A 19872-nucleotide genomic window follows, 5' to 3' on the forward strand; every position below is an offset into this window, starting at 1 on the left:
GCTTTGATTAAAATAATATTTCGCAAACGTTTGCGAACTGCGTAGCGATATTCTGACAGCGATTCGCAAGTTGTAAGTGTTATTCTACTGATTAATTTTATCCTCATAATTATTAACAAAACCTTAACATTTAACAAGCCTTTTTATGATTCAAGATTTACGCAGATCTTTTCTGGAGTTTAAGGGGATTTTTGTAGCCTTTTTGCTCATCTTATGTTGCAGTTTCGCTGCAACAGGTCAAATTAAAGTTACGGGTGTTGTATCAGATCAGAATGGAGCCTTAACAGGTGTTTCTGTTCGTCTGAAAAAAGGTAACAAAGCTTTGGTCGCTACCGATAATAACGGTGCCTATGAAGTAAATGTTGCTGGCAACGACGTTCTTATTTTTGATCTTGTGGGTTATCAACGCAGGGAAGTTCCTGTGGAGAACCGTAGCAGAATTAACGTCACAATGGAGGAAGCTTCGAATGCCCTGGAAGAAACAATCGTTACGGGGTATACGACGATTGATCGTAGAAAAACTACGGGATCTATTTCCAGTGTAACCGCAAAGGATATTGAAAACCTTCCTGCAGCGAGTATTGACGTTTTACTTCAGGGTAAATTACCGGGGGTGAACGTTCAGAACTTTACGGGTATGCCTGGGGTAAAGACCTCTTTAGTTATCCGCGGTAACTCAACGATTCCGCGTTCGAGTAGCCAATTTGATTCGGAGAACATTACGAGCAATCCGCTTTACGTCATTGATGGGGTGCCGATTGCCGATGATGAGGTTCGTGCTTACAACGTAACGGGAACCAACTTCTTGTCGAGCTTGAACCCGAACGATATCGAATCGGTCGACGTATTAAAAGATGCCTCGGCGGCAGCGCTATACGGTGCGCGCGCAAATAACGGGGTTATCCTTGTTAAAACTAAGCGTGGTCGTATCGGAACACCAAGAATTAGCTTAAACGTTTACCAAGGTTACATTACGAAGCCTGAGAAATTAAATACGCTGCTAGGTGTTGCTGAGCGCGATCAAAAGCTTGCTCTTTTATACCGTTATGGCACCTATGCACAACAAGGGAACTTACCGATCATGTTGACGGATAGTTTGAATCCAGCTTTTAACGGCAATACCGATTATCAAGAGTTATTCTTCCGTCCGGGAGGAATCCAAAACTACGACCTGTCGGTATCTGGTGGTACAGAAAATATCAATTACCGTGTTTCAGGTGGTTTATACAACGAAAAAGGGGTCGTAATCAATACCGGATTTAAACGATACTCGTTTACCAGTAACGTGAATTTCAACTTCACGAAGAATTTAGAGTTGTTGACTAACTTCAAGGTGTCGACCATGAATAGAAAAGAGGGTAGAGGCACGACGGAATACATTCGCGAGGGATCTTACAGAAATGTCTACGGCATTAATCCTATCGATATGTATTCATCGCTATACCAACTGTCAGATGAAACATTAGATGGAATCCTGAACCCTTACGAACATCAACGCAATGAAAATATCAACGTAGATTTAACAGGGGTTGGAGAATTGCGTTACACTTTTTTGAAGGATTTCCGCATCAGTACACGTAGCATCATCAACTATTCGACGGCTAAGAATGATTTCTTCTCGCCATCTTACATGAACGGCGATGGCTTAGCGGCTGGTAAGGCGACTTCCACACAATACAGAAAATATTTATTGACGAACAACTTGTTGTGGACAAAAACTTTAGGAGAGGTTCACAACTTTACAGCCAATTTAATTCAAGAGTTTGAAACCCGCACGAACAATGGTATGTACCTTTTAGGTTCGGGTATTCCTAATGATAATATTCAAGTTATCAAGGGGATTAAAACAGGTGGTTTAGCAGGTTATACCGACCTTTCCACTTATTCTAAGCTATCTTTCTTAGGAGCCATTCACTACGATTATGATAATCGCTATCTATTAGATGCGGTTTGGAGAAGGGACGCTTCCTCTCGTTTCGGAAAGAACAATAAATGGGGTGATTTCCCTTCATTAGCTTTGGGTTGGATCATCTCTAACGAGGAGTTTGCTTCGGAATTGGGTTGGATCAACGAGCTGAAGTTGAGAGGTAGTTGGGGTAAAACGGGGGATGAGTCCAGTATCACGGATTATGACCGTTACAATGCTTACCTAGCGGGTGAGGCATCTTATCCGGGTTCAGGTACTGTGCCAACCTATGGTGGTCAAACGGCGGTTATTCCAAACTACGCGGGTATCACGAATGATAACATCACTTGGCAGGAAACGGCTACTTGGAACTTAGGTTTGGATGGTAGCTTATTCAACAATCGTTTATTCTTCAACATCGATGCCTATACACGTGAAACATCAGGTCAGATGTTGAGCATCAGTATTCCGGAATATACGGGGTACTTAAGTACGTTCACCAATGCAGCATCCGTACGTAATAGTGGGGTCGAATTGAATGTAGGCGGTCGAGTATTCAATAAAGAAGACGGATTCCAATGGACGCCATCGATCAACTTAGCATTCAACAAGAATATGGTAACGGCATTGCCAAATGGCAACCGTGATATCTACTACGGCGAGGCTGTTTATGTGGTTGGAAAACCCTTGAACATGTTCTATGGTTTCTTGGTGGACGGCGCAATCAGCTCAGAAAGCAGCTTGATCAGCAATCCTTACACAGGAGCAGTTGGAAGTACAAAATGGGGAACATTGAAGCCAGGTTATGCAAACTGGGTGGACGTGAATGGCGATTACAAAATCTCTGATGGCGTGGGCGAGGATGACCGTACCTTCTTTGGTGATCCAAATCCGAAAGTTGTAGGAGGTTTTACCAACTTATTCAGCTACAAAGATTTCTCGGTACAAATCCTGACCACATTCACCTTTGGTAGAGACATCATGAACCAATCTTTCGCTCGACGCATGTCTAACAGTTTCTTCTATGGTAATCCTTTTGACTTAGCGAGACGTTCGATCGGCGATATGGAGCAATACAGCTACTGGAAGCAAAATGGCGATGTGGCACAATATCCTGCATTTAACCCTTATTTGGGTCTTTATACCTGGAGAACAGGGCAATCTATGTTTATGGAGCCGGGATGGTATATCCGCATTAAAAACGTGAACCTGACTTACCGTTTCAACCCTTCAAAACATGAATGGATGCAAAGAGCGAAACTAAATACGCTTCGTTTATACGGTTCGATGGACAATGTGTTGATGATTCAGAAATTCTCAGGAATCGATGCAGAGCGTGTAGACGGTCGCGGATATGATATGGCCGATGGTTATCCATTGCCTTCGAAATTCACATTAGGTATTCAGTTTGATTTTTAACGGAGAAATAATGAAAACAAGAAATATAATACGATCAATTGCAGGTATCTGTTTGTTAACAACGAGCAGCATGTTCGTTTCCTGTGAGAAAGAGCTCGACAACGTTTTAAAGAACGATACATACGGTAATGTGTACTGGAAAAGTGCGAGTGATGTTGAAGGAGCGTTAAATGGTGCCTATGGACTTTTCCGTAATGCGATTAATACCAATCAAGCGTTCTTCATTTGGGGCGATGCACCAATAGGTAAATTCGTAACAAATGATGGGACTAACCACTCGGAGATATTCAATAGCGGAAGTTTTGTGACACCATATCGTGAGACGGGCATTCATAATTGGACCAACTGGTATCGAATTATTGACGTTGCCAATTTGGTGATTACTAAGACACCGGAAATTCCGGATGCAAGTTTTGCGGAAGGACAGAAAAACACTTTACTAGGGCAAGCCTATTACATGCGTGCGCTGGCCTATTTTTACATGACGCGTGTTTGGGGCGATGTGCCTTTGCAAACAAAGCCTACGCAAACGGCTGATGATGCGGAACGTAAAGGAGCGACGTCAAGCGACGAGATTTTAAAATTAGTTGTTTCGGATGCACAGAAAGCATCCTCATTGATGAGCTGGAAGTCCGTGGAGGAGTCGGGAAGAAGAAGAGGAAACAAAGGCGCGGCATTAGCATTATTAGCGCATGCAACGGCTTTCCAAAACGACTATGCAAAGAGCTTGGTTTATGCGGATTCGGTAATCAATCAAACAGCAGACTATGCACTGTTGGCGGGAGGAAATGTTCGTGATGTGTTTAAAAATGCGACAGCTAGAGAGAATATATTTGTCATAACGCAGAAGGATAGCGAATCGGAGTCCTCAGGTTACAATGCAAACATAGGCGTATTCGGATCCAATTTGACGTTTACAACAACAAGCAATATCACGTTTCCAGGATTTCCTTTTATGGTTCCGAACTATTACGTGGATCAATCACGCTTAAACCGCCTGTATAGCAATGCCGCGGATTTACGTCGTGATGATTTCTTTGTGAAATTTGATGATGGTCCTGTTACAGTGGATAACAATGCAATTACTGCTCGCTACGCCATGCGTAAATACAGCAATTTCGTATTCAAAAATACATCGGGTTCAGGAAATCTGCGTGCTGAAAGTAATATTGTTATTTTTCGTCTAGCAGACCTTATCTTGCTCAAATCTGAAGCACTGATGAATTTAAAGCGCTCTGCTGAAGCACGTAACGCTTTAAACCTGATTAGAACTCGTGCAGGTATCGGTCCGCTTACAACCGCAATGGATGATCGTAGTTTATATACGGAGATTCTTATGGAAAGACAACGTGAGTTGATCGGAGAAGGGCATAGCTATTTTGACCTTGTTCGCAATATTTGGAAAAAGAAGAGCGAAGCAGAATTCCCTTTCAGTTCTAGCACTTTAATCTCTTGGAGCTTAGCGCGTGGAGCAAACGGTTCTGATCGTTTAGCCTTGAAAGGTTTTTACTTCCCTATTCACAACAGTAACTTGAATTCTAATAAAGATCTAACGCAGATTCCTTATTGGATGGGTAAATATTAATCTAAAAAAGAAAGAAATGAAAAATATAAATATGTTGTTTATTATCCCGTTTGTAGCGATACTTTTCTTCTCTTGTAAGAAAGATAGCGTTATTGACGGTGGAGTAAGTAATCCTAAGGTTAACATGACGACCTATGATTATTTGAAATCACATCCTCGTGGGCTGTTTGATACTGTGCTGATGATTATCGATAAAGGCGAGATGAAAGATTTAATCAATAGCAAGGGGACTATGTTTGCTCCCACGAATTACAGCATCAAGAACTTTCTGAGCTTACGCCAAGCGCAGGTAAGAGCGGTCGATGAGCGTCGTAACTACACCTTGGACACCTTGTTCAAATACTTTACGCCAAAGATGTTGCGCGATTCGATGTCGGTTTACTTATTTCCTGAAACGATCGTAAGAGATGGTTTGGATGCGAATGGGAAGGAATTTGCGAGTAAATTAGACAATTATAAATTCTGGATTTCATTAGAACCGCATTCAAATGATGATTATAGTGCGGGAGGGTTGATTCCTGAGCGTCCAAAGTTCATGTATTATACGCGAATCATCGGCGCTCGTGATGTGCTTGTCGCTGGTCAGATTAAAGATCCTTCGGGGAATGCGAACTTGTTAGACCAGAAGTTTATTTGTCAAACGAGCGGTATAGAAACGACAACGGGTGTGCTTCATGTACTGACAAACAACCACACTTGGCTTAGAGGTTTAAAGTTGAATATTAAATAAGAAGACGATGAAAAGAATATATAAAGCGGCCTTATCCTGCGTTCTGCTGGCTATGCTGGTTTTTGCCGGCTGTAAGAAGGTGGATGTAGGCTATTTGAGCGACAATATCCGTTATGGGTCCAACCCGGTTGTAGCGGAGCGAGGAGTTTTTAAAATAGTAACGGGTATTATTCCGGACAACTCGACTCCTCCCTTTAAGATTACCATACTGGATGTTCGAAATAAGGCAACCGGACAGCGTGAAGAATCCTTCTTCAAACCATCGGAAATTACCGTATGGAAAGAGAAGTATGATCCGAAAACCGATACGACCTTAGCATTGATTGACGCGAAGCGCACAAAAGAGATGCGCCTTCCTTTGCAAGTAATCGAGAAGAGTGGTCAATTGATGTTTACTCAAGCGACAGAGGGTGTCCCTGTTGGTGAATATTTATTGGATTTGAAGATTGAGAATCCGAATGGTACGAAAGAATATAAAGGTATCACGACGATAAAAGTCAATGATCCTTTATTGTATGAACATACAACAGCGCCATATTTCATTCTTGTAGATCCTAAGGATGGTTCAAGCAAACGTTATAATCATGATGTGGATTGGTTCGATATTTCGAAACAACAGAGTGCGAACATGACGTTTAAGGTTACTAGAGATGCAAATGGCCCTAACCAGGTTATTCTGAAAGTGTATGATAAGAATGGTGCAGTATTCCCTGGAAAAGCTTTAGAGCGTAGACCTAACGGTGATTCGTTCTTAAATACCATGGCAACTTTTGCGTATAAGACAACTGTAACGGAGAATTCTGTTATCCACGACTATGCACAGGCGCGTTTCCCTGATGTATACTGGGATTCTCAAACGAATAATATTTTGTGTTACTACCGTATCTATGATAAGTACATTGAGTCTGTTGATTATGTAGATACCTGGGATCCTCCGTATAAGATTACTTATAAGACTGATCCTAAATCATACATCCTACAGATGAGATTTGGAATGAAGTTTAATTTGCCGGGAACTTATTTGGTAGAGATGCATTTGACAGCGACCAAGAAAGCTGGAGTAAACTAAAAGAACGTGTTTAAATAAAGTAGACCTTTTGGTCTAGCAAAATGGGGGAGAGATCCCCCATTTGTATTTTTAGATGCTGATACTGCCTTGGAAAACCTGAACGGCAGGTCCTGTTAAGAACACCTTGCTGAATGAAGTATCCTCCTTATGAAAGGAGACATACAGCTGTCCGCCGAGCACACGAATAGGGATATTGAAATCGCCGTCCTTTCCCTCCTTCAATGCTACGCTCATCGCTGAAGCTACGGCTCCCGTACCGCAGGCATAGGTCTCGTCTTCTACACCACGTTCGAACGTACGCACGAAATATCCTTCGCCCTCTTTTTCGATAAAATTGACATTAATACCCTTTTCTGCATAGGTTGCATTGTTGCGGATAGCATAGCCTTCTTTGAACATATTGATTTGGCTTAAGTCTTCTACAAACTGAACGTAATGCGGTGAGCCTGTATTAAGCACATAAGCCTCGCCATCCATTTGGTATTCCGTCACGGGAATCATTCCCAGATTGACCTGGTTGTCATGTATTTCTGCTTCGTGCGGCCCGTCTACTGCCAAAAAGGCAGTTTTGCTTTGGATGATATGAAGGTCCCTTGCGAAAGCCACTAAACAACGTCCTCCGTTGCCACACATCGTGCCTTCTCTCCCGTCTGCATTGTAATAAAGCATTTCGAAGTCGAAATTTTTTGTATCTTGAAGCAGCATTAGCCCGTCGCCTCCAATTCCGAACCGACGATCACATAAGCGTTTTATTAAATCGTTGTCAGCGGCATCAAAAGCGAGATTTCGGTTATCAATTAAGACAAAGTCATTCCCTGCACCTTGATATTTATAAAATTTGATTTCTTTGTTCATTAGGGTTGAAAATATGCGGTAATTTTAATATTCTTGTTACAATTCGAGTTCTTTTTGTTAAAAGCTGTTAAAACTCGGATTTTGAACCTTTTTGTTAACATTTTTTAACTGACAAAAGCTATTTGTTAAAATCTAATGGTATTACATTTGAACTAAGCAATACGAAACATGATTTTTTTAGATTATTCAGTAAATATATGAAAAAGATAGGAGCAACATTATTAACGGCCATCGTCGGAGGAGCTATTGCGGTAGGAGGGTATAAGCTCTTTGAAAATAAACAGATGGACAACATGACGTTTGAAGAGCGTCAGAAAGTGTATTATGCAAACAATCCTGGCGAGGAGGCTTTAATGTCTTCAACAGGAAACCCGGACTTTACGCAGGCTGCGGCAGCAGTTACTCCTGGCGTTGTCCATATTAATGTCACGATGAGTGGTCGTGGTTCACGTGGCGGTGGCGAAGGGATGCCTTTTGATCTTTTTGAAGAATTCTTTGGTGTACCACAGCAACGTCGCGGACAAGCTCGCCCACAAACGGCTTCCGGTTCTGGTGTGATTATTTCCCCAGATGGATATATTGTAACGAATAACCACGTGGTAGAAGATGCGGATAAGATTGAAGTGGTTTTAACGGATAAGAGAACTTATGAAGCAAAAGTAATTGGTCGGGATGCGAACTTTGACTTGGCTTTGATTAAAGTAAATGCGAATAACTTACCTATTGTTAAGTTAGGTAACTCTGATAATGTACAGATTGGCGAGTGGGTATTGGCTGTAGGTTATCCTCTAGGATTGCAATCGACAGTTACTGCGGGTATTATCTCTGCGAAAGGACGTCAGATTGGTATTTTAGGTGAGTCGCAACAGCAACAACAGCGCGGTTATGGTTATGGCCCGCAAGAGCAGGTAATCAATACCGCTGTGGAATCATTTTTGCAAACTGATGCGGTTATTAACAAAGGAAATAGCGGTGGTGCATTAGTAAATGCTCGTGGTGAGTTAATTGGTATTAACTCGGCAATCGCATCGCCAACAGGTACCTACGCTGGTTACGGGTTTGCTATTCCGATCAACCTTGCGAAAAAGATTTTAGATGATTTCAAAGAGTTCGGAAGTGTGAAACGTGGCTATGTGGGAGTAACATTTGCGGAGATCAATGACGCCTTGCGTAAAGAAGTTGGTATTACTGATGTGAATGGTCTGTATGTTCGCGATGTGGTGAAAGGTGGAGCAGCGGAAGCAGCGGGAATTAAACCAGGCGACGTGTTGACGAAGATTGAAGGCAGAACAATTTATGGTTCGCCTGATTTGCAAGAGCATGTAGCAAGATTGCGTCCGGGTGATAAAGTGAAGTTAACTTATAAACGCGATGGTAAAGAGAAGGATGTGACGATTACATTGAAAGGTGAAGAAACCAAAGCGAAGTCAGAAAGCGGAGATGAGTCCAGCGCATCGGCAACAGAGATCTTCAATAAATTAGGTGCTAGTTTTGTTCCTGCAACAGATGCGCGTAAGAAAGAATTAGGTATTAGTTCCGGTGTTGTGGTTTCACAAGTTCACCGAGGTGGTGTTTTTGATTACTTCGGCGTAGAAAGAGGATTGGTGATCACGAAGATTAACGGTAAGCCAGTGAATTCTGTTGATGAAGTAGAGTCGGCTCTATCGGGTACTAAGAGAAATATCGTACGTGTAACCGGTGTTCCGGAAAGAGGAAGCACGGTGGAATTTAATGTACCATTGAAATACTAAGAATAGCATAGTATACCGTATAATTGAAAGGGATGGTTCTCACGAAAGCCATCCCTTTCTTGTTGAAACTGTCTTTTTTTCAGGGCCATGAAGAACTAGCGTATATTAGTTGAAGCTAAATAGAATCATTAAAGTTTTTACAAAGCTTTGATGGGTTGCGACCTCGTTGAATGCGTCAAATAATGTTATATTTGGAACCATGAAAATATTGATGGTGTGTTTAGGGAATATATGTCGTTCGCCATTGGCGCATGGCATCATGGCGCATATGGTTCGTGAGGCGGGCTTGGATTGGGAGATTGACTCTGCAGGTACCGGTGATTGGCATGTAGGACACGCGCCAGACCATAGATCAATAGCAGTAGCGAAAAACAACGGCATAGATATATCGGGACAGAGAGCACAATTCTTTATACCTGACTTGTTTGATAAATACGATCGCATCTTTGTGATGGATCGTAATAATTATCAGGATGTTTTAGCCTTATCTACTTCGGAAGAACATAGCGGAAAAGTAAGCTTGTTTTTGGATGATGATATCGTTCCGGATCCATATTACGATTCAGATCAGTTCGAGCCGGTATTTCTTATGATTGAAGCGCGCTGTAAAATATTGATCGACGAATTGAATCGATAAATATTAAAAAGAGAAATCATGCAAGCAGCAGAGATAAATAAGAAGTGGTCGCATTTGCAAGAGGTAATTGCGAAGACATTTGACACCGATATTCCCGACATCAAGGTGATGTTGTTTTTGATCGGCGTTCAAGAGTTGGGGAAAGGAGCGAGAGAGTTTTCAAAGCGTGAGAAGGAAGAGCTGATGCATATCGCAACTTGTCGACTGTTCAGCAGTCTGGGTTTTTATGAACTCTCCGGATTAGATGAGCAGGGCTGGCCCCATTGGAAGTTAATAAACCCTATTCCAAACTACACTTTGATGGAGCAGGAAATGATTATCAAATCTTTGATAATCGATTATTTTGAAGACGTAAATGTAATTTAATATGAAAAGACTTAGTTTAATGTTTGCTTTTATGCTGGCATTCGTGATGTTGCATGCGCAAACTCCTAAGCATTATTATGTAAAAATATCTACTCCAAAGGGGGAGAGCACTTTGAAGCTTTATAATGAGACGAGAAAGCATAGGGACAACTTTGTGAAGTTGGTTAAAGAGGGTTATTACGACTCGTTAATGTTCCATCGTGTTATTCATCATTTTATGATTCAAGGTGGCGATCCTGATTCCCGTTATGCGGCAAGCAGACAGGAGTTGGGCAACGGTGGGCCAAGCTATCGTATTCCTGCGGAAATCCACCCGGCTATCATTCATAAAAAAGGGGCGATCGGTGCGGCACGCGATAATAACCCAGCGAAGGAGTCGTCAGGCTCGCAGTTTTACCTAGTTCAAGGTCGAGTGTTCAGTCAGGCAGCGTTGGATTCTTTGGAGCAATTTCGTTTGAAAGGTGTGAAGCTGAGTCCGCTTCAACGAGAGACTTACTCAACCATTGGAGGTACGCCTCACCTGGATGGCAACTATACGGTATTTGGCGAGTTGGTGAAAGGTCTGGAGATGGTCGACGCTATTGCTGCGGTGAAAACTGATGATAATGACCGCCCATATAATGACGAGCGCTTTAGCATGCGTGTTTTAACGAGAGCGGAAGCTAGAGATCTGGAGCGCGAGCTGCAGGGGTTGGGCCCAAAAAAGGGGCTTTCAAAATTGTTTGATTCGATGAAATCGAGAGAATATAAATTACCATAAGATGAAGATCATCACCTATAACGTTAATGGAATCCGTGCAGCTTTAAAAAAGGGATGGATTGATTGGTTGAAGATTGCAAATCCTGATGTTATCTGTTTACAGGAAATCAAAGCTAATCTAGACCAGGTTCCTGAAATTCTTCTTATTGAAGATTTAGGCTATGAGCACTATTGGTATCCGGCGCAGAAGAAAGGCTATAGCGGGACTGCGATTTTTACCAAGAAGACACCTAAACATGTAGAATACGGTTGCGGTTTTGAAGATTACGATTTTGAAGGTAGAGCGATTCGATTAGATTTTGATGAAGCCTCAATCATGAGCGTGTATTTCCCTTCAGGAACGACGGGGGATATTCGTCAGGATTTTAAATACAAGTTTCTTGACGATTTCCAGAACTATAGCAACGAGTTATTAAAGGAGAAAGATAAGCTGGTTATCTGTGGTGATTATAACATCTGTCATCGTCCGATCGATATTCATAATCCGAAGTCCAATGCAAACAGTTCTGGCTTCTTACCTGCTGAGCGTGAATGGATGGAGCAGTTTATCAACTCAGGCTATGTAGATTCGTTTAGACATTTGAATGCGGACCCACACCATTATACCTGGTGGAGTTATAGAGCCGGCGCACGCGCAAGAAACTTGGGTTGGCGCATTGACTACAATATGGTGTCCAATGCTTTGAAAGATAATATTAAAGGTGCGAAGATATGGTCAGATGCTGTGCATTCGGACCATTGTCCAGTTGAGTTAATTCTGGATTAATCGTTCCTATTAAATTTTTAGCAAGCGAGCTGCCCAATCCGGTAGCTCGCTTTTTTTGTTCAGTTTCACCTGATATGTGCTTTTTACCCTGTTTTGTTTAAAATATTATAAGTAGATTTGGATTTTGTTGATAAAATCTAACCTATTATCACTATTTATTATTATTGTTTAAAATGAAAAAGCCGGTACTTGTGGTAAAGTTTGGTTCTGCATCGATTACCCGTGATGGGGAAATTGATGAGCAGATCGTGTTGGAAATTGCGAGACAATGTGCCCAGTTGCAACCCAAGTACAACATTGTTTTGGTGTCTTCGGGAGCTGTCGCAGCTGGCAAGCGCTTTATTCCCAAATATACAGGTACGCTAGCGCAGCGTAAGGCTGCTGCAGCAATCGGGAATCCTTTATTGGTTAGAACCTATGGTACCTACTTTAGGCCGTTTAAGATTGCGCTGGCGCAAAGTTTATGCGAGCGGCAACACTTTGCTAACCGAAGTCAGTTTCTTCAATTGAAGAGCACCTATGAGACGTTGTGGAAGAATAATATCATCCCGATTGCAAATGAGAACGACGTGGTTAGCAATAAGGAGCTCAAGTTTTCCGATAATGATGAATTGGCAACATTGATTGCTGTTGGATTTGGCGCGGAACAGGTGCTATTTGGTACTTCGGTACCAGGGGTATTGGATAGTCAGGGCCATGTGATTCCTGAAATAAAGATCATTGATAAAGAGGCTTTATCGCTGGCGCGCAAGGAGAAGTCGTCGGTAGGCTTGGGCGGTATGACCTCCAAGTTGAATTTCGCACGACTTGCTAATCAGTTGGGGATCAAGGCTGTGATCTTTAGCATGCAGACTGAAAATGCCATTTTAAAAGCTGTGAAAGGGGAGACGGGCACCGTATGCCATCCTCAGAAGACCCGCGTTTCTTCGAGAAATAAGTGGCTGGCAAGCGGAAGCTTAATTGCAGGGATGGTGCAGGTAGATAAGGGGGCAATTGAAGCCTTGTTGAACAGAAAGAGTTTGCTGGCGGTAGGAATTAAGCAAGTTGTGCAAGATTTCGAAGCTGGGGAAGTTTTTCAAATCGCTGATGAAGAAGGGGTTGTCCAGGCGGTTGCAAAGTCGAAGATTGACTCGGTTAGTTTAACATCGGGGAGCAAAAAGAACTTGGAAATCGCGCATGCGAATGATATAGTACTGTTATGATCGAAGATATGAAAGGGACGATTCAGCCGCAGCTACAGGCTGCGAGAAAAGCGAAACAAGTGATGTTGAAACTTGGAATAGCACAGAAGAAGGCAGTTCTCCATGGAATTGCTGCTACGCTGAGAAGCCATATGCAAGAGATCATTGTTGAGAACAAGCGCGACTTGGATCGCATGGATCCTTTGGATTCAAAGTATGATCGTTTATTGCTGGATGAAGCTAGGATCGAGGGCTTGGCGAAGAGCGTTCTTGATGTTGCTGAATTGGCGGATCCTACGGGTCAAGTACTTAGTGCGCGGAAAGTTTCGAATGGTTTGTATATCGAAAAGAAGTCGGTTCCGTTAGGTGTTGTCGGGGTGATTTATGAGTCAAGACCGAACGTGACTATTGATGTGGCATGTCTATGTATTCAGTCGGGAAATGTTTGTTTGTTACGGGGTGGATCTGACGCCTGGTATACCAACTCATACCTTGTTCGTTTGATCCAAGAAGTATTGTTTCAACAGCAATTGGATAAGCATATCGTGCAGCTGTTGCCTACGGAACGTGAATTGGTGACCGAACTCTTGGAAGCTACCGCGTTCGTTGATATTATTATCCCGAGAGGATCACAATCTTTAATTGATTTTGTAAGACAAAATGCGAAGGTTCCAGTTATCGAAACGGGGGCTGGTGTTTGCCATACATTTGTAGACAATACTGCTGATCTGGATATGGCGGCAAAGATTGTTGCAAACGCAAAGATTTCTAGACCCTCGGTTTGTAATTCACTAGATACTGTTTTGCTGCATAGGGCGGTTGTTTCGGAGTTTTTAGGGAAGTTGGTACCTTATTTTGTGGAAAGTAAGGTTACTGTTTTTGCCGACTCGGAGAGCTATGACCTATTGAAATCACTGAATTTTTCTTATTTGGAGCTGGCGGAAGAATCTGACTTTGGCAGGGAGTTCTTAGATTTGATGTGCTCTTTGAAAGTTGTGGCGGGTCTTGAAGAAGCGCTGGAGCATATTGCGAATTATTCGTCCAAACATTCAGAATGTATTGTGTCGGAAAATCAACAAAATATTACGACATTTATGGAGTTGGTGGATGCGGCAGCAGTTTATGCGAATGCTTCGACGCGTTTTACCGATGGTGCTGAATTTGGACTCGGTGCAGAGATCGGAATCTCCACGCAAAAGCTGCATGCTCGAGGTCCATTCGCATTGGAAAAATTAGTTACGGAGAAATGGTTCGTAACTGGACAAGGACAAATAAGATAATATGGGTATTCGATACGAAAAAGATACGATTCTGAACTGGATTAACGAAATGGGGAAATTTTTACGCCTCCTAGTTGATAAATATGATGCTTTTGAGAAAGTTGATGAAGCAGATTTGGACCAAGATGGCTATCATTCTTTTTTCGGAAAATCCCGACAATATTTTTCCGAGCTCTCGGAAAATGAACTTAAAGACTTTGTTTCCACCATACAAATGGAGCAAATCAGACCATTAGCCCAACTAATGATGTATGATGGCCTGCTATTGAAAGATAAAGTCATGCTTCAAAAAGCTAAATTCCTTTTTAATCATCACATGTCGGCGAGCAGCTCATTTTCTTTCGAGGATTATGCTTATTTAGATAAGATTGAAAAGGGATTGGTTGACTAAATAAACAATCCGTATTTCCCCTTCTTGGCAAATAGCCGTAGAACTTGCGAAGCTGTTTATAGCTATTCGATGAGTAAATAATTGTGTTTTCTTTATGATCCGCTAATTTTAAGCGACTTGCATGCGTGTGGGGAAAAACGTATCTGATATTTTCCCTTGATTCGCTGTTTCTTTAGTTCTCTTTATGCAAACGGTTGCATGTTACAATTGAATTGTCCTATATGGACTGAATGCATGTTTATTAAGAAATTTATAATTTATAGAGTTAATTAATTATTCTTTCTGTTCTAAATCGGGTTAAATATTTAAAATCTAAGAGAAGTTGTGTTAATGATTTAAATTTTTTCTAAAATTTAATTATGTTTGGCGGCTGATTATTCCTAAAAAAGGGATTGACGAGTTCTCGAATATCCTTGAATTGAGGCAATTATTACAAACAACAAACAACACTTATGAAACACAAATTACTTAGCTTTTTTCTGCTATGTCTACTAACGATTGGGGTAGCATATGCGCAGAATCATCAAGTGAGCGGAAAAGTAACATCAGTAACGGATGGTAGCCCCATTAGTGGCGTATCGGTTCGTTTAGTTGATGGTTCGATTTCCACTCAGACCGATCAAAACGGGAATTACTCCCTTTCAAACTTACCTTCAAACGGATCTTTGTCATTCACTTTCATTGGTTACACAAGCCAAGTGAGATCCATTGGCGGAAACTCAACCATTAATGTGCAGTTATCTGCTGATGGCGAAACTTTAGATGAAGTTGTTGTCGTTGCATACGGAACAGCTAAGAAATCGGAGGTAACTGGTTCCATGGCGACAATGAGCGCTGAGGACCTGGATAAACGTGTGGTTACCAACGTAACGAATGCGTTAGCAGGTATGGCGCCTGGTATTTCGGTTAGTTCAGGAAATGGACAGCCAGGATCTGGAGCAAGCGTTCGCTTAAGAGGTATTGGATCGATGAGTGCATCTAGCGCGCCATTATATGTGGTAGACGGTGCTGTATTCGATGGCAATATCGGGGATCTTAATGCAGATGATATCGAAAGTATTTCGGTATTGAAGGATGCGACATCCGCAGCATTATACGGTTCGCGTGCGGGTAATGGTGTAATCATCATTACAACGAAAAAAGGACGCGGAGCGACTAAATTAAATGCTAGTATTTCACAAGGTATCACACAACGCGGTATTCAAGAATACGAAACGGTGGGTACTTTTGATTACTATCCAACAGCTTTTCAAGCAATCAAGAACTCTTTGATGTTCCCTACGGATCCAAAAAAAGCATTAACTGAAGAAGCTGCAACGCAATCTGCATTGAAATCAATCTTCAATAGCTTAAAGTACAATCCTTTCAATGTTGCTAATGATCAGATTTTAGGAGCTGACGGAAAAATGAATCCGAATGCAGGTTTAAAATACGATGATTTCAACTGGTATGATGCAATGCAACGCGTTGGAAAGCGCACAGATGCGAATGTAAACATGAGCGGAAGTGATGAGAAAACAGATTACTACGTATCATTAGGATACTTGAATGATGAAGGTTATATCTTAAACTCTGATTTCGAGCGTTTCAATGGACGTATCAATGTGAACTCTCAAATCAAAGATTGGTTGAAAGCTGGGGTGAACATCTCAGGAGCTACATCTCAAGGATCTTTGGCAACGGATGCTTCTACTGGAAATAGTTCATCTTATGTAAACCCGTTCCTATTTATTCGTGGAATTGGTTCTATTTACCCTGTACATGCTTACGATGCATCTACTGGTGCTCCTGTTCTTGATCCAATTACTGGAGAACACCTTTATGATTACGGGTTGCAACCGGGTGTTGTGGCAAGACCTAGTGGAGCAAGCCCAGGTAGACACGTAATTTATGAGACAATCTTAAACAATCGTGTAAATAAAAGAACGCTTCTTGGTGGTAGAGCTTATTTGGAAATCAAATTCTTAAAAGACTTTACATTTACGCCTTCGGTGAGTATTGACCAGTCAAATAGAAACTTTGACTACACTTGGAATAATACGGTTGGTGACGGTGTTTCATACGCTGGTTTAGGAAATGCTACGAATGACGTAGTGAAATCTTACACTTTCAACCAAGTATTACAATATAGAAAATCGTTCAACCTACATAATGTTTCAGCATTACTAGGTCACGAGAATTACGATTATAAGTTTAGCTACAGATCGTCTACCAAAACAGGTCAGATTGTTTCCGGTAATTCTGAATTGGATAACTACGTAACGCCACTATCTTCTGGTGGATATACGAACGTAAATCGTTTAGAGTCTTATTTCGCAAAAGCATCTTACAACTACGATGAGAAGTATTATTTTGATGCCTCAGTAAGACGTGATGGATCTTCAATTTTCGCTAAAGATAAACGTTGGGGAACATTCTTCTCGATTGGTGGTGCATGGGCATTAAACAAAGAAGCGTTTATGCAAGATGTAGAATGGGTTAATGACCTTCGTCTGAAAGCATCATACGGTCAAGTAGGTAATAATAGTCTTTTAGATGTTAATGGAAATAGAATCTATTACGGATACCAAGCATTATACAATTTAGGATATAACAATGGTTCTGCACCAGGTGTATTATTGAGCACATTGCCTAACCCTAATTTAACTTGGGAATCATCAAATACATTCAATGCCGGAGTTAACTTTAGCTTATTCTCTAACAGATTACGTGGTGAGGTTGAATTCTACAAACGTGGTTCTGATCGTTTATTGTTAGACCTTCCTCGTCCACTATCATCGGCTGTTCCTTCGCAGTTTATCAACGTAGGTGCAATGTATAACACAGGTTTGGAGGTATCCATCTCAGGTGATGTCGTACGTAACGATGATTTCAGATGGACGATTACAAAGAACATCTCTACCTTCAAGAACAAGATCACGAAGATGCCTGTTGATAACCCAGTTATCACATCAGGAACAAAAAGACGTGAAGTGGGTAAAGACTACTATGCGTTTTGGTTGAGAGAATACCGTGGTGTTGATGCATCAGATGGTTCTTCTTTATACACACCGGCAGAGAATGCGAAACCTGATCAAATCCGTACCGTGAATGGCGAACAGTTTGTCGTAGATCAGAGTGTTGCAAAATTCGTATATGCAGGTTCAGCGATTCCTGATATGATCGGATCTATCCAAAACACTTTTGACTATAAAAACTTCACTTTATCGTTCTTGTTCAATTACCAAATTGGCGGTAAGATTTATGATAGTCAATATGCTGGTTTGATGGGAACAGCGGCTTTCGGAAAATCGTATCACATAGATGCATTAGACGCTTGGAGTACAACTAACAAAACTAGCAGTATCCCTAGATTAGATCAGTCAAACAGTGCGAACATCAACGCAGCATCTACGAGATGGTTGACAAGTGCTTCTTACTTTAGTATTCAGAACGTGAACCTTCAGTACCGCCTTCCAACGAGTTTAGTAGAAAAAATTGACTTGTCTTCAGCAAGAGTATTCTTCTCAGCAGAGAACTTAGGAATATATGCTAAGCGCTTAGGTCTTAACCCGACTGAAGGTTTCGATGGAACGAACGGTACTACTTACTTGCCGACGCGTGTATTTAGCTTAGGTGTTAATGTTGGCTTTTAATCTTAAACGATTAGTAAAATGAAAAAAAGAAATTTAACAATATATGGTACTGCATTGCTTTTATTATTGAGCGGATGTAGTAAAGATTATCTAGAGACAACTCCAACGGATAAGGTTTCTCAAGAGGTGGTGTTCAGCTCCATTGCGAATGCGAATACAGCATTGAACGGTATCTACAGGTTTATGTTTGAACGTACGAATGTTGTAGACTGGAATGTGCAGAATAAACCGGGCGTTGGTGGTATCATGCTTGGATTGGATTTTATGGGTGAAGATTTGGGAATCAGTGCTGCGAACTGGTATACTTCTACTGGAGAAGGAAACTGGGTTGGTGGAAGAACGGATAACCACAAATTGACAGAATACTATTACCGCACGTTCTATAAGATTATTGGTGATGCCAATGGTATCTTAGATCAAGTTGACGGCTTAACAGGTTCTGATGAGGATAAAAATAAATTAAAGGCACAAGCCTTGACTTTACGAGCTTATGCGTATTCTAATTTAGTACAACTTTATGGAAAGCGCTATGACAAAAACACAGATAATAGTCAATTAGGCGTTCCTCTTGTTTTAAAATTCTCAGATAACGCTCTTCCTCGCGCAACAGTGAAAGAAGTTTATGACGCAATCATTAAGGATTTAGATGATGTGTTTGCTCTAAATATCGCATCACGTTCGAATAAATCGCAAATTAACGTACAGGTTGCTTGGGGTATTCGCGCAAGAGTTGCTCTAACAATGCAGGATTACGCAAATGCAATCACCTATGCAAAGAAAGTAGTGGATGCGAAAGCTTTCCCTTTGATGAACAAAGACGATTATGCTAAAGGATTTAATGACGCGACTTTATCGGAATTCATGTGGGCATCAATGCCTTCGACCGATCAAATGGACGCTTTCGGATCTTACTTCGCGCAGATAGCATACAATGCAAATACATCGTTCATGCGTGCGAATCCAAAACGTATCAATTCAGCTCTATATAATAAGATTTCTGCTACGGATGTACGTAAGAAAATGTGGGAGCCTGCGCCTACTGCAGCGAACTTCCCATTACCGCTTGCTTCATTTGTGCGTGAGCCTTATATGTCTAGAAAATTCTCTGTAAAAGCTGCTGGTGGTGCATTGGGAGATGTTCCATTGATGCGTTCTTCGGAAATGTATTTGATCCTAGCTGAAGCTTATGCAAGCAGCAATCAGACCGCCTTAGCACAAGATATTCTATTCGAATATGCAAAAGTGAGAGATGCTGAAGCTGTAAAATCTACGAATACAGGAAATGCATTGCTGGAGGAGATTTGGGTGCACAGAAGAACAGAGCTTTGGGGCGAAGGATTTAGATTTTACGATCTAAAAAGATTGAACAAAGGCTTAGATAGGACCGTAGTTCCAAACTATGTTCAATCATCTGTTGGTCTAAGTGCAATGGAAATTCCTGCCGGAGATAATAGATGGCAGTTCTTAATCCCACTTGCAGAGATAAATGCAAACAAGGAAGTCATTCAAAATGACTAAGAAATAGTTTAAAGTAAATAAAA

The 19872-nt window shown here is 41.4% G+C and carries 15 protein-coding genes; 14 read left to right on the plus strand and 1 reads right to left on the minus strand.

Annotated elements, in window-relative coordinates; translation table 11 throughout:
- Nucleotides 1-145 precede the first annotated feature (145 nt).
- From QYC40_RS01560 to QYC40_RS01575, 4 genes are read left to right on the plus strand one after another with little or no spacing between them, the layout of a single operon-like run.
- Nucleotides 146-3325 carry a SusC/RagA family TonB-linked outer membrane protein gene (locus tag QYC40_RS01560; protein ID WP_301992017.1) on the plus strand — a complete coding sequence of 1060 codons (3180 nt, stop codon included), beginning with the start codon at nucleotides 146-148 and terminating at the stop codon, nucleotides 3323-3325.
- A 10-nt stretch (nucleotides 3326-3335) separates the two neighbouring features.
- A complete protein-coding gene (locus QYC40_RS01565) occupies nucleotides 3336-4910 on the plus strand; it encodes a RagB/SusD family nutrient uptake outer membrane protein (RefSeq protein ID WP_301992018.1) in 1575 nt (524 codons plus the stop codon).
- A 16-nt stretch (nucleotides 4911-4926) separates the two neighbouring features.
- Nucleotides 4927-5640: a hypothetical protein gene (locus QYC40_RS01570; RefSeq protein ID WP_301992019.1), complete on the plus strand. Its 714-nt coding sequence runs from the start codon at nucleotides 4927-4929 to the stop codon at nucleotides 5638-5640.
- Nucleotides 5641-5647: 7 nt separating this feature from the next.
- The gene (locus QYC40_RS01575; RefSeq protein WP_301992020.1) at nucleotides 5648-6709 is read left to right on the plus strand and encodes a DUF5007 domain-containing protein; all 1062 of its coding nucleotides are present in this window, start codon (nucleotides 5648-5650) and stop codon (nucleotides 6707-6709) included.
- A gap of 69 nt (nucleotides 6710-6778) precedes the next feature.
- On the opposite strand, the gene dapF is transcribed toward QYC40_RS01575, so the two are convergent.
- Nucleotides 6779-7564 (minus strand): diaminopimelate epimerase, encoded by a 786-nt coding sequence (gene dapF / locus QYC40_RS01580; protein ID WP_301992021.1) that lies wholly within the window; start codon nucleotides 7562-7564, stop codon nucleotides 6779-6781.
- Between the two features lie 197 nt (nucleotides 7565-7761).
- Here dapF and QYC40_RS01585 point away from each other — a divergent pair, with 197 nt between their 5' ends.
- The 10 genes from QYC40_RS01585 to QYC40_RS01630 all read left to right on the plus strand — a co-directional run bounded on the left by QYC40_RS01585 (nucleotide 7762) and on the right by QYC40_RS01630 (nucleotide 19849).
- Entirely contained in the window at nucleotides 7762-9315 is a 1554-nt protein-coding gene (locus QYC40_RS01585; protein WP_301992023.1) for a Do family serine endopeptidase, read from the plus strand.
- Nucleotides 9316-9514: 199 nt separating this feature from the next.
- Nucleotides 9515-9952, plus strand: a complete 438-nt coding sequence (locus QYC40_RS01590; protein ID WP_301992024.1) for a low molecular weight protein-tyrosine-phosphatase — start codon at nucleotides 9515-9517, stop codon at nucleotides 9950-9952.
- Between the two features lie 18 nt (nucleotides 9953-9970).
- On the plus strand, nucleotides 9971-10318 hold the full coding sequence (locus QYC40_RS01595; protein WP_301992025.1) for a hypothetical protein: 348 nt from the start codon (nucleotides 9971-9973) through the stop codon (nucleotides 10316-10318).
- Between the two features lies 1 nt (nucleotide 10319).
- Nucleotides 10320-11078, plus strand: coding sequence for a peptidylprolyl isomerase (locus QYC40_RS01600; protein WP_301992028.1), 759 nt, complete (start codon nucleotides 10320-10322; stop codon nucleotides 11076-11078).
- 1 nt (nucleotide 11079) lies between these two features.
- The gene (locus tag QYC40_RS01605; protein ID WP_301992029.1) at nucleotides 11080-11844 is read left to right on the plus strand and encodes an exodeoxyribonuclease III; all 765 of its coding nucleotides are present in this window, start codon (nucleotides 11080-11082) and stop codon (nucleotides 11842-11844) included.
- Between the two features lie 173 nt (nucleotides 11845-12017).
- Nucleotides 12018-13046, plus strand: coding sequence for a glutamate 5-kinase (gene proB / locus QYC40_RS01610; RefSeq protein WP_301992030.1), 1029 nt, complete (start codon nucleotides 12018-12020; stop codon nucleotides 13044-13046).
- The gene (locus tag QYC40_RS01615; protein ID WP_301992031.1) at nucleotides 13043-14305 is read left to right on the plus strand and encodes a glutamate-5-semialdehyde dehydrogenase; all 1263 of its coding nucleotides are present in this window, start codon (nucleotides 13043-13045) and stop codon (nucleotides 14303-14305) included. The genes proB and QYC40_RS01615 overlap by 4 nt, the downstream gene beginning before the upstream one ends.
- Before the next feature lies 1 nt (nucleotide 14306).
- On the plus strand, nucleotides 14307-14696 hold the full coding sequence (locus tag QYC40_RS01620) for a hypothetical protein (protein ID WP_054571793.1): 390 nt from the start codon (nucleotides 14307-14309) through the stop codon (nucleotides 14694-14696).
- 452 nt (nucleotides 14697-15148) lie between these two features.
- Entirely contained in the window at nucleotides 15149-18331 is a 3183-nt protein-coding gene (locus QYC40_RS01625) for a SusC/RagA family TonB-linked outer membrane protein (RefSeq protein WP_301992033.1), read from the plus strand.
- An 18-nt stretch (nucleotides 18332-18349) separates the two neighbouring features.
- Entirely contained in the window at nucleotides 18350-19849 is a 1500-nt protein-coding gene (locus tag QYC40_RS01630; RefSeq protein WP_301992035.1) for a RagB/SusD family nutrient uptake outer membrane protein, read from the plus strand.
- The last annotated feature ends 23 nt before the right edge of the window (nucleotides 19850-19872 follow it).

The organism is Sphingobacterium sp. BN32 (assembly GCF_030503615.1).
In the GTDB taxonomy this organism is placed as follows: domain Bacteria; phylum Bacteroidota; class Bacteroidia; order Sphingobacteriales; family Sphingobacteriaceae; genus Sphingobacterium.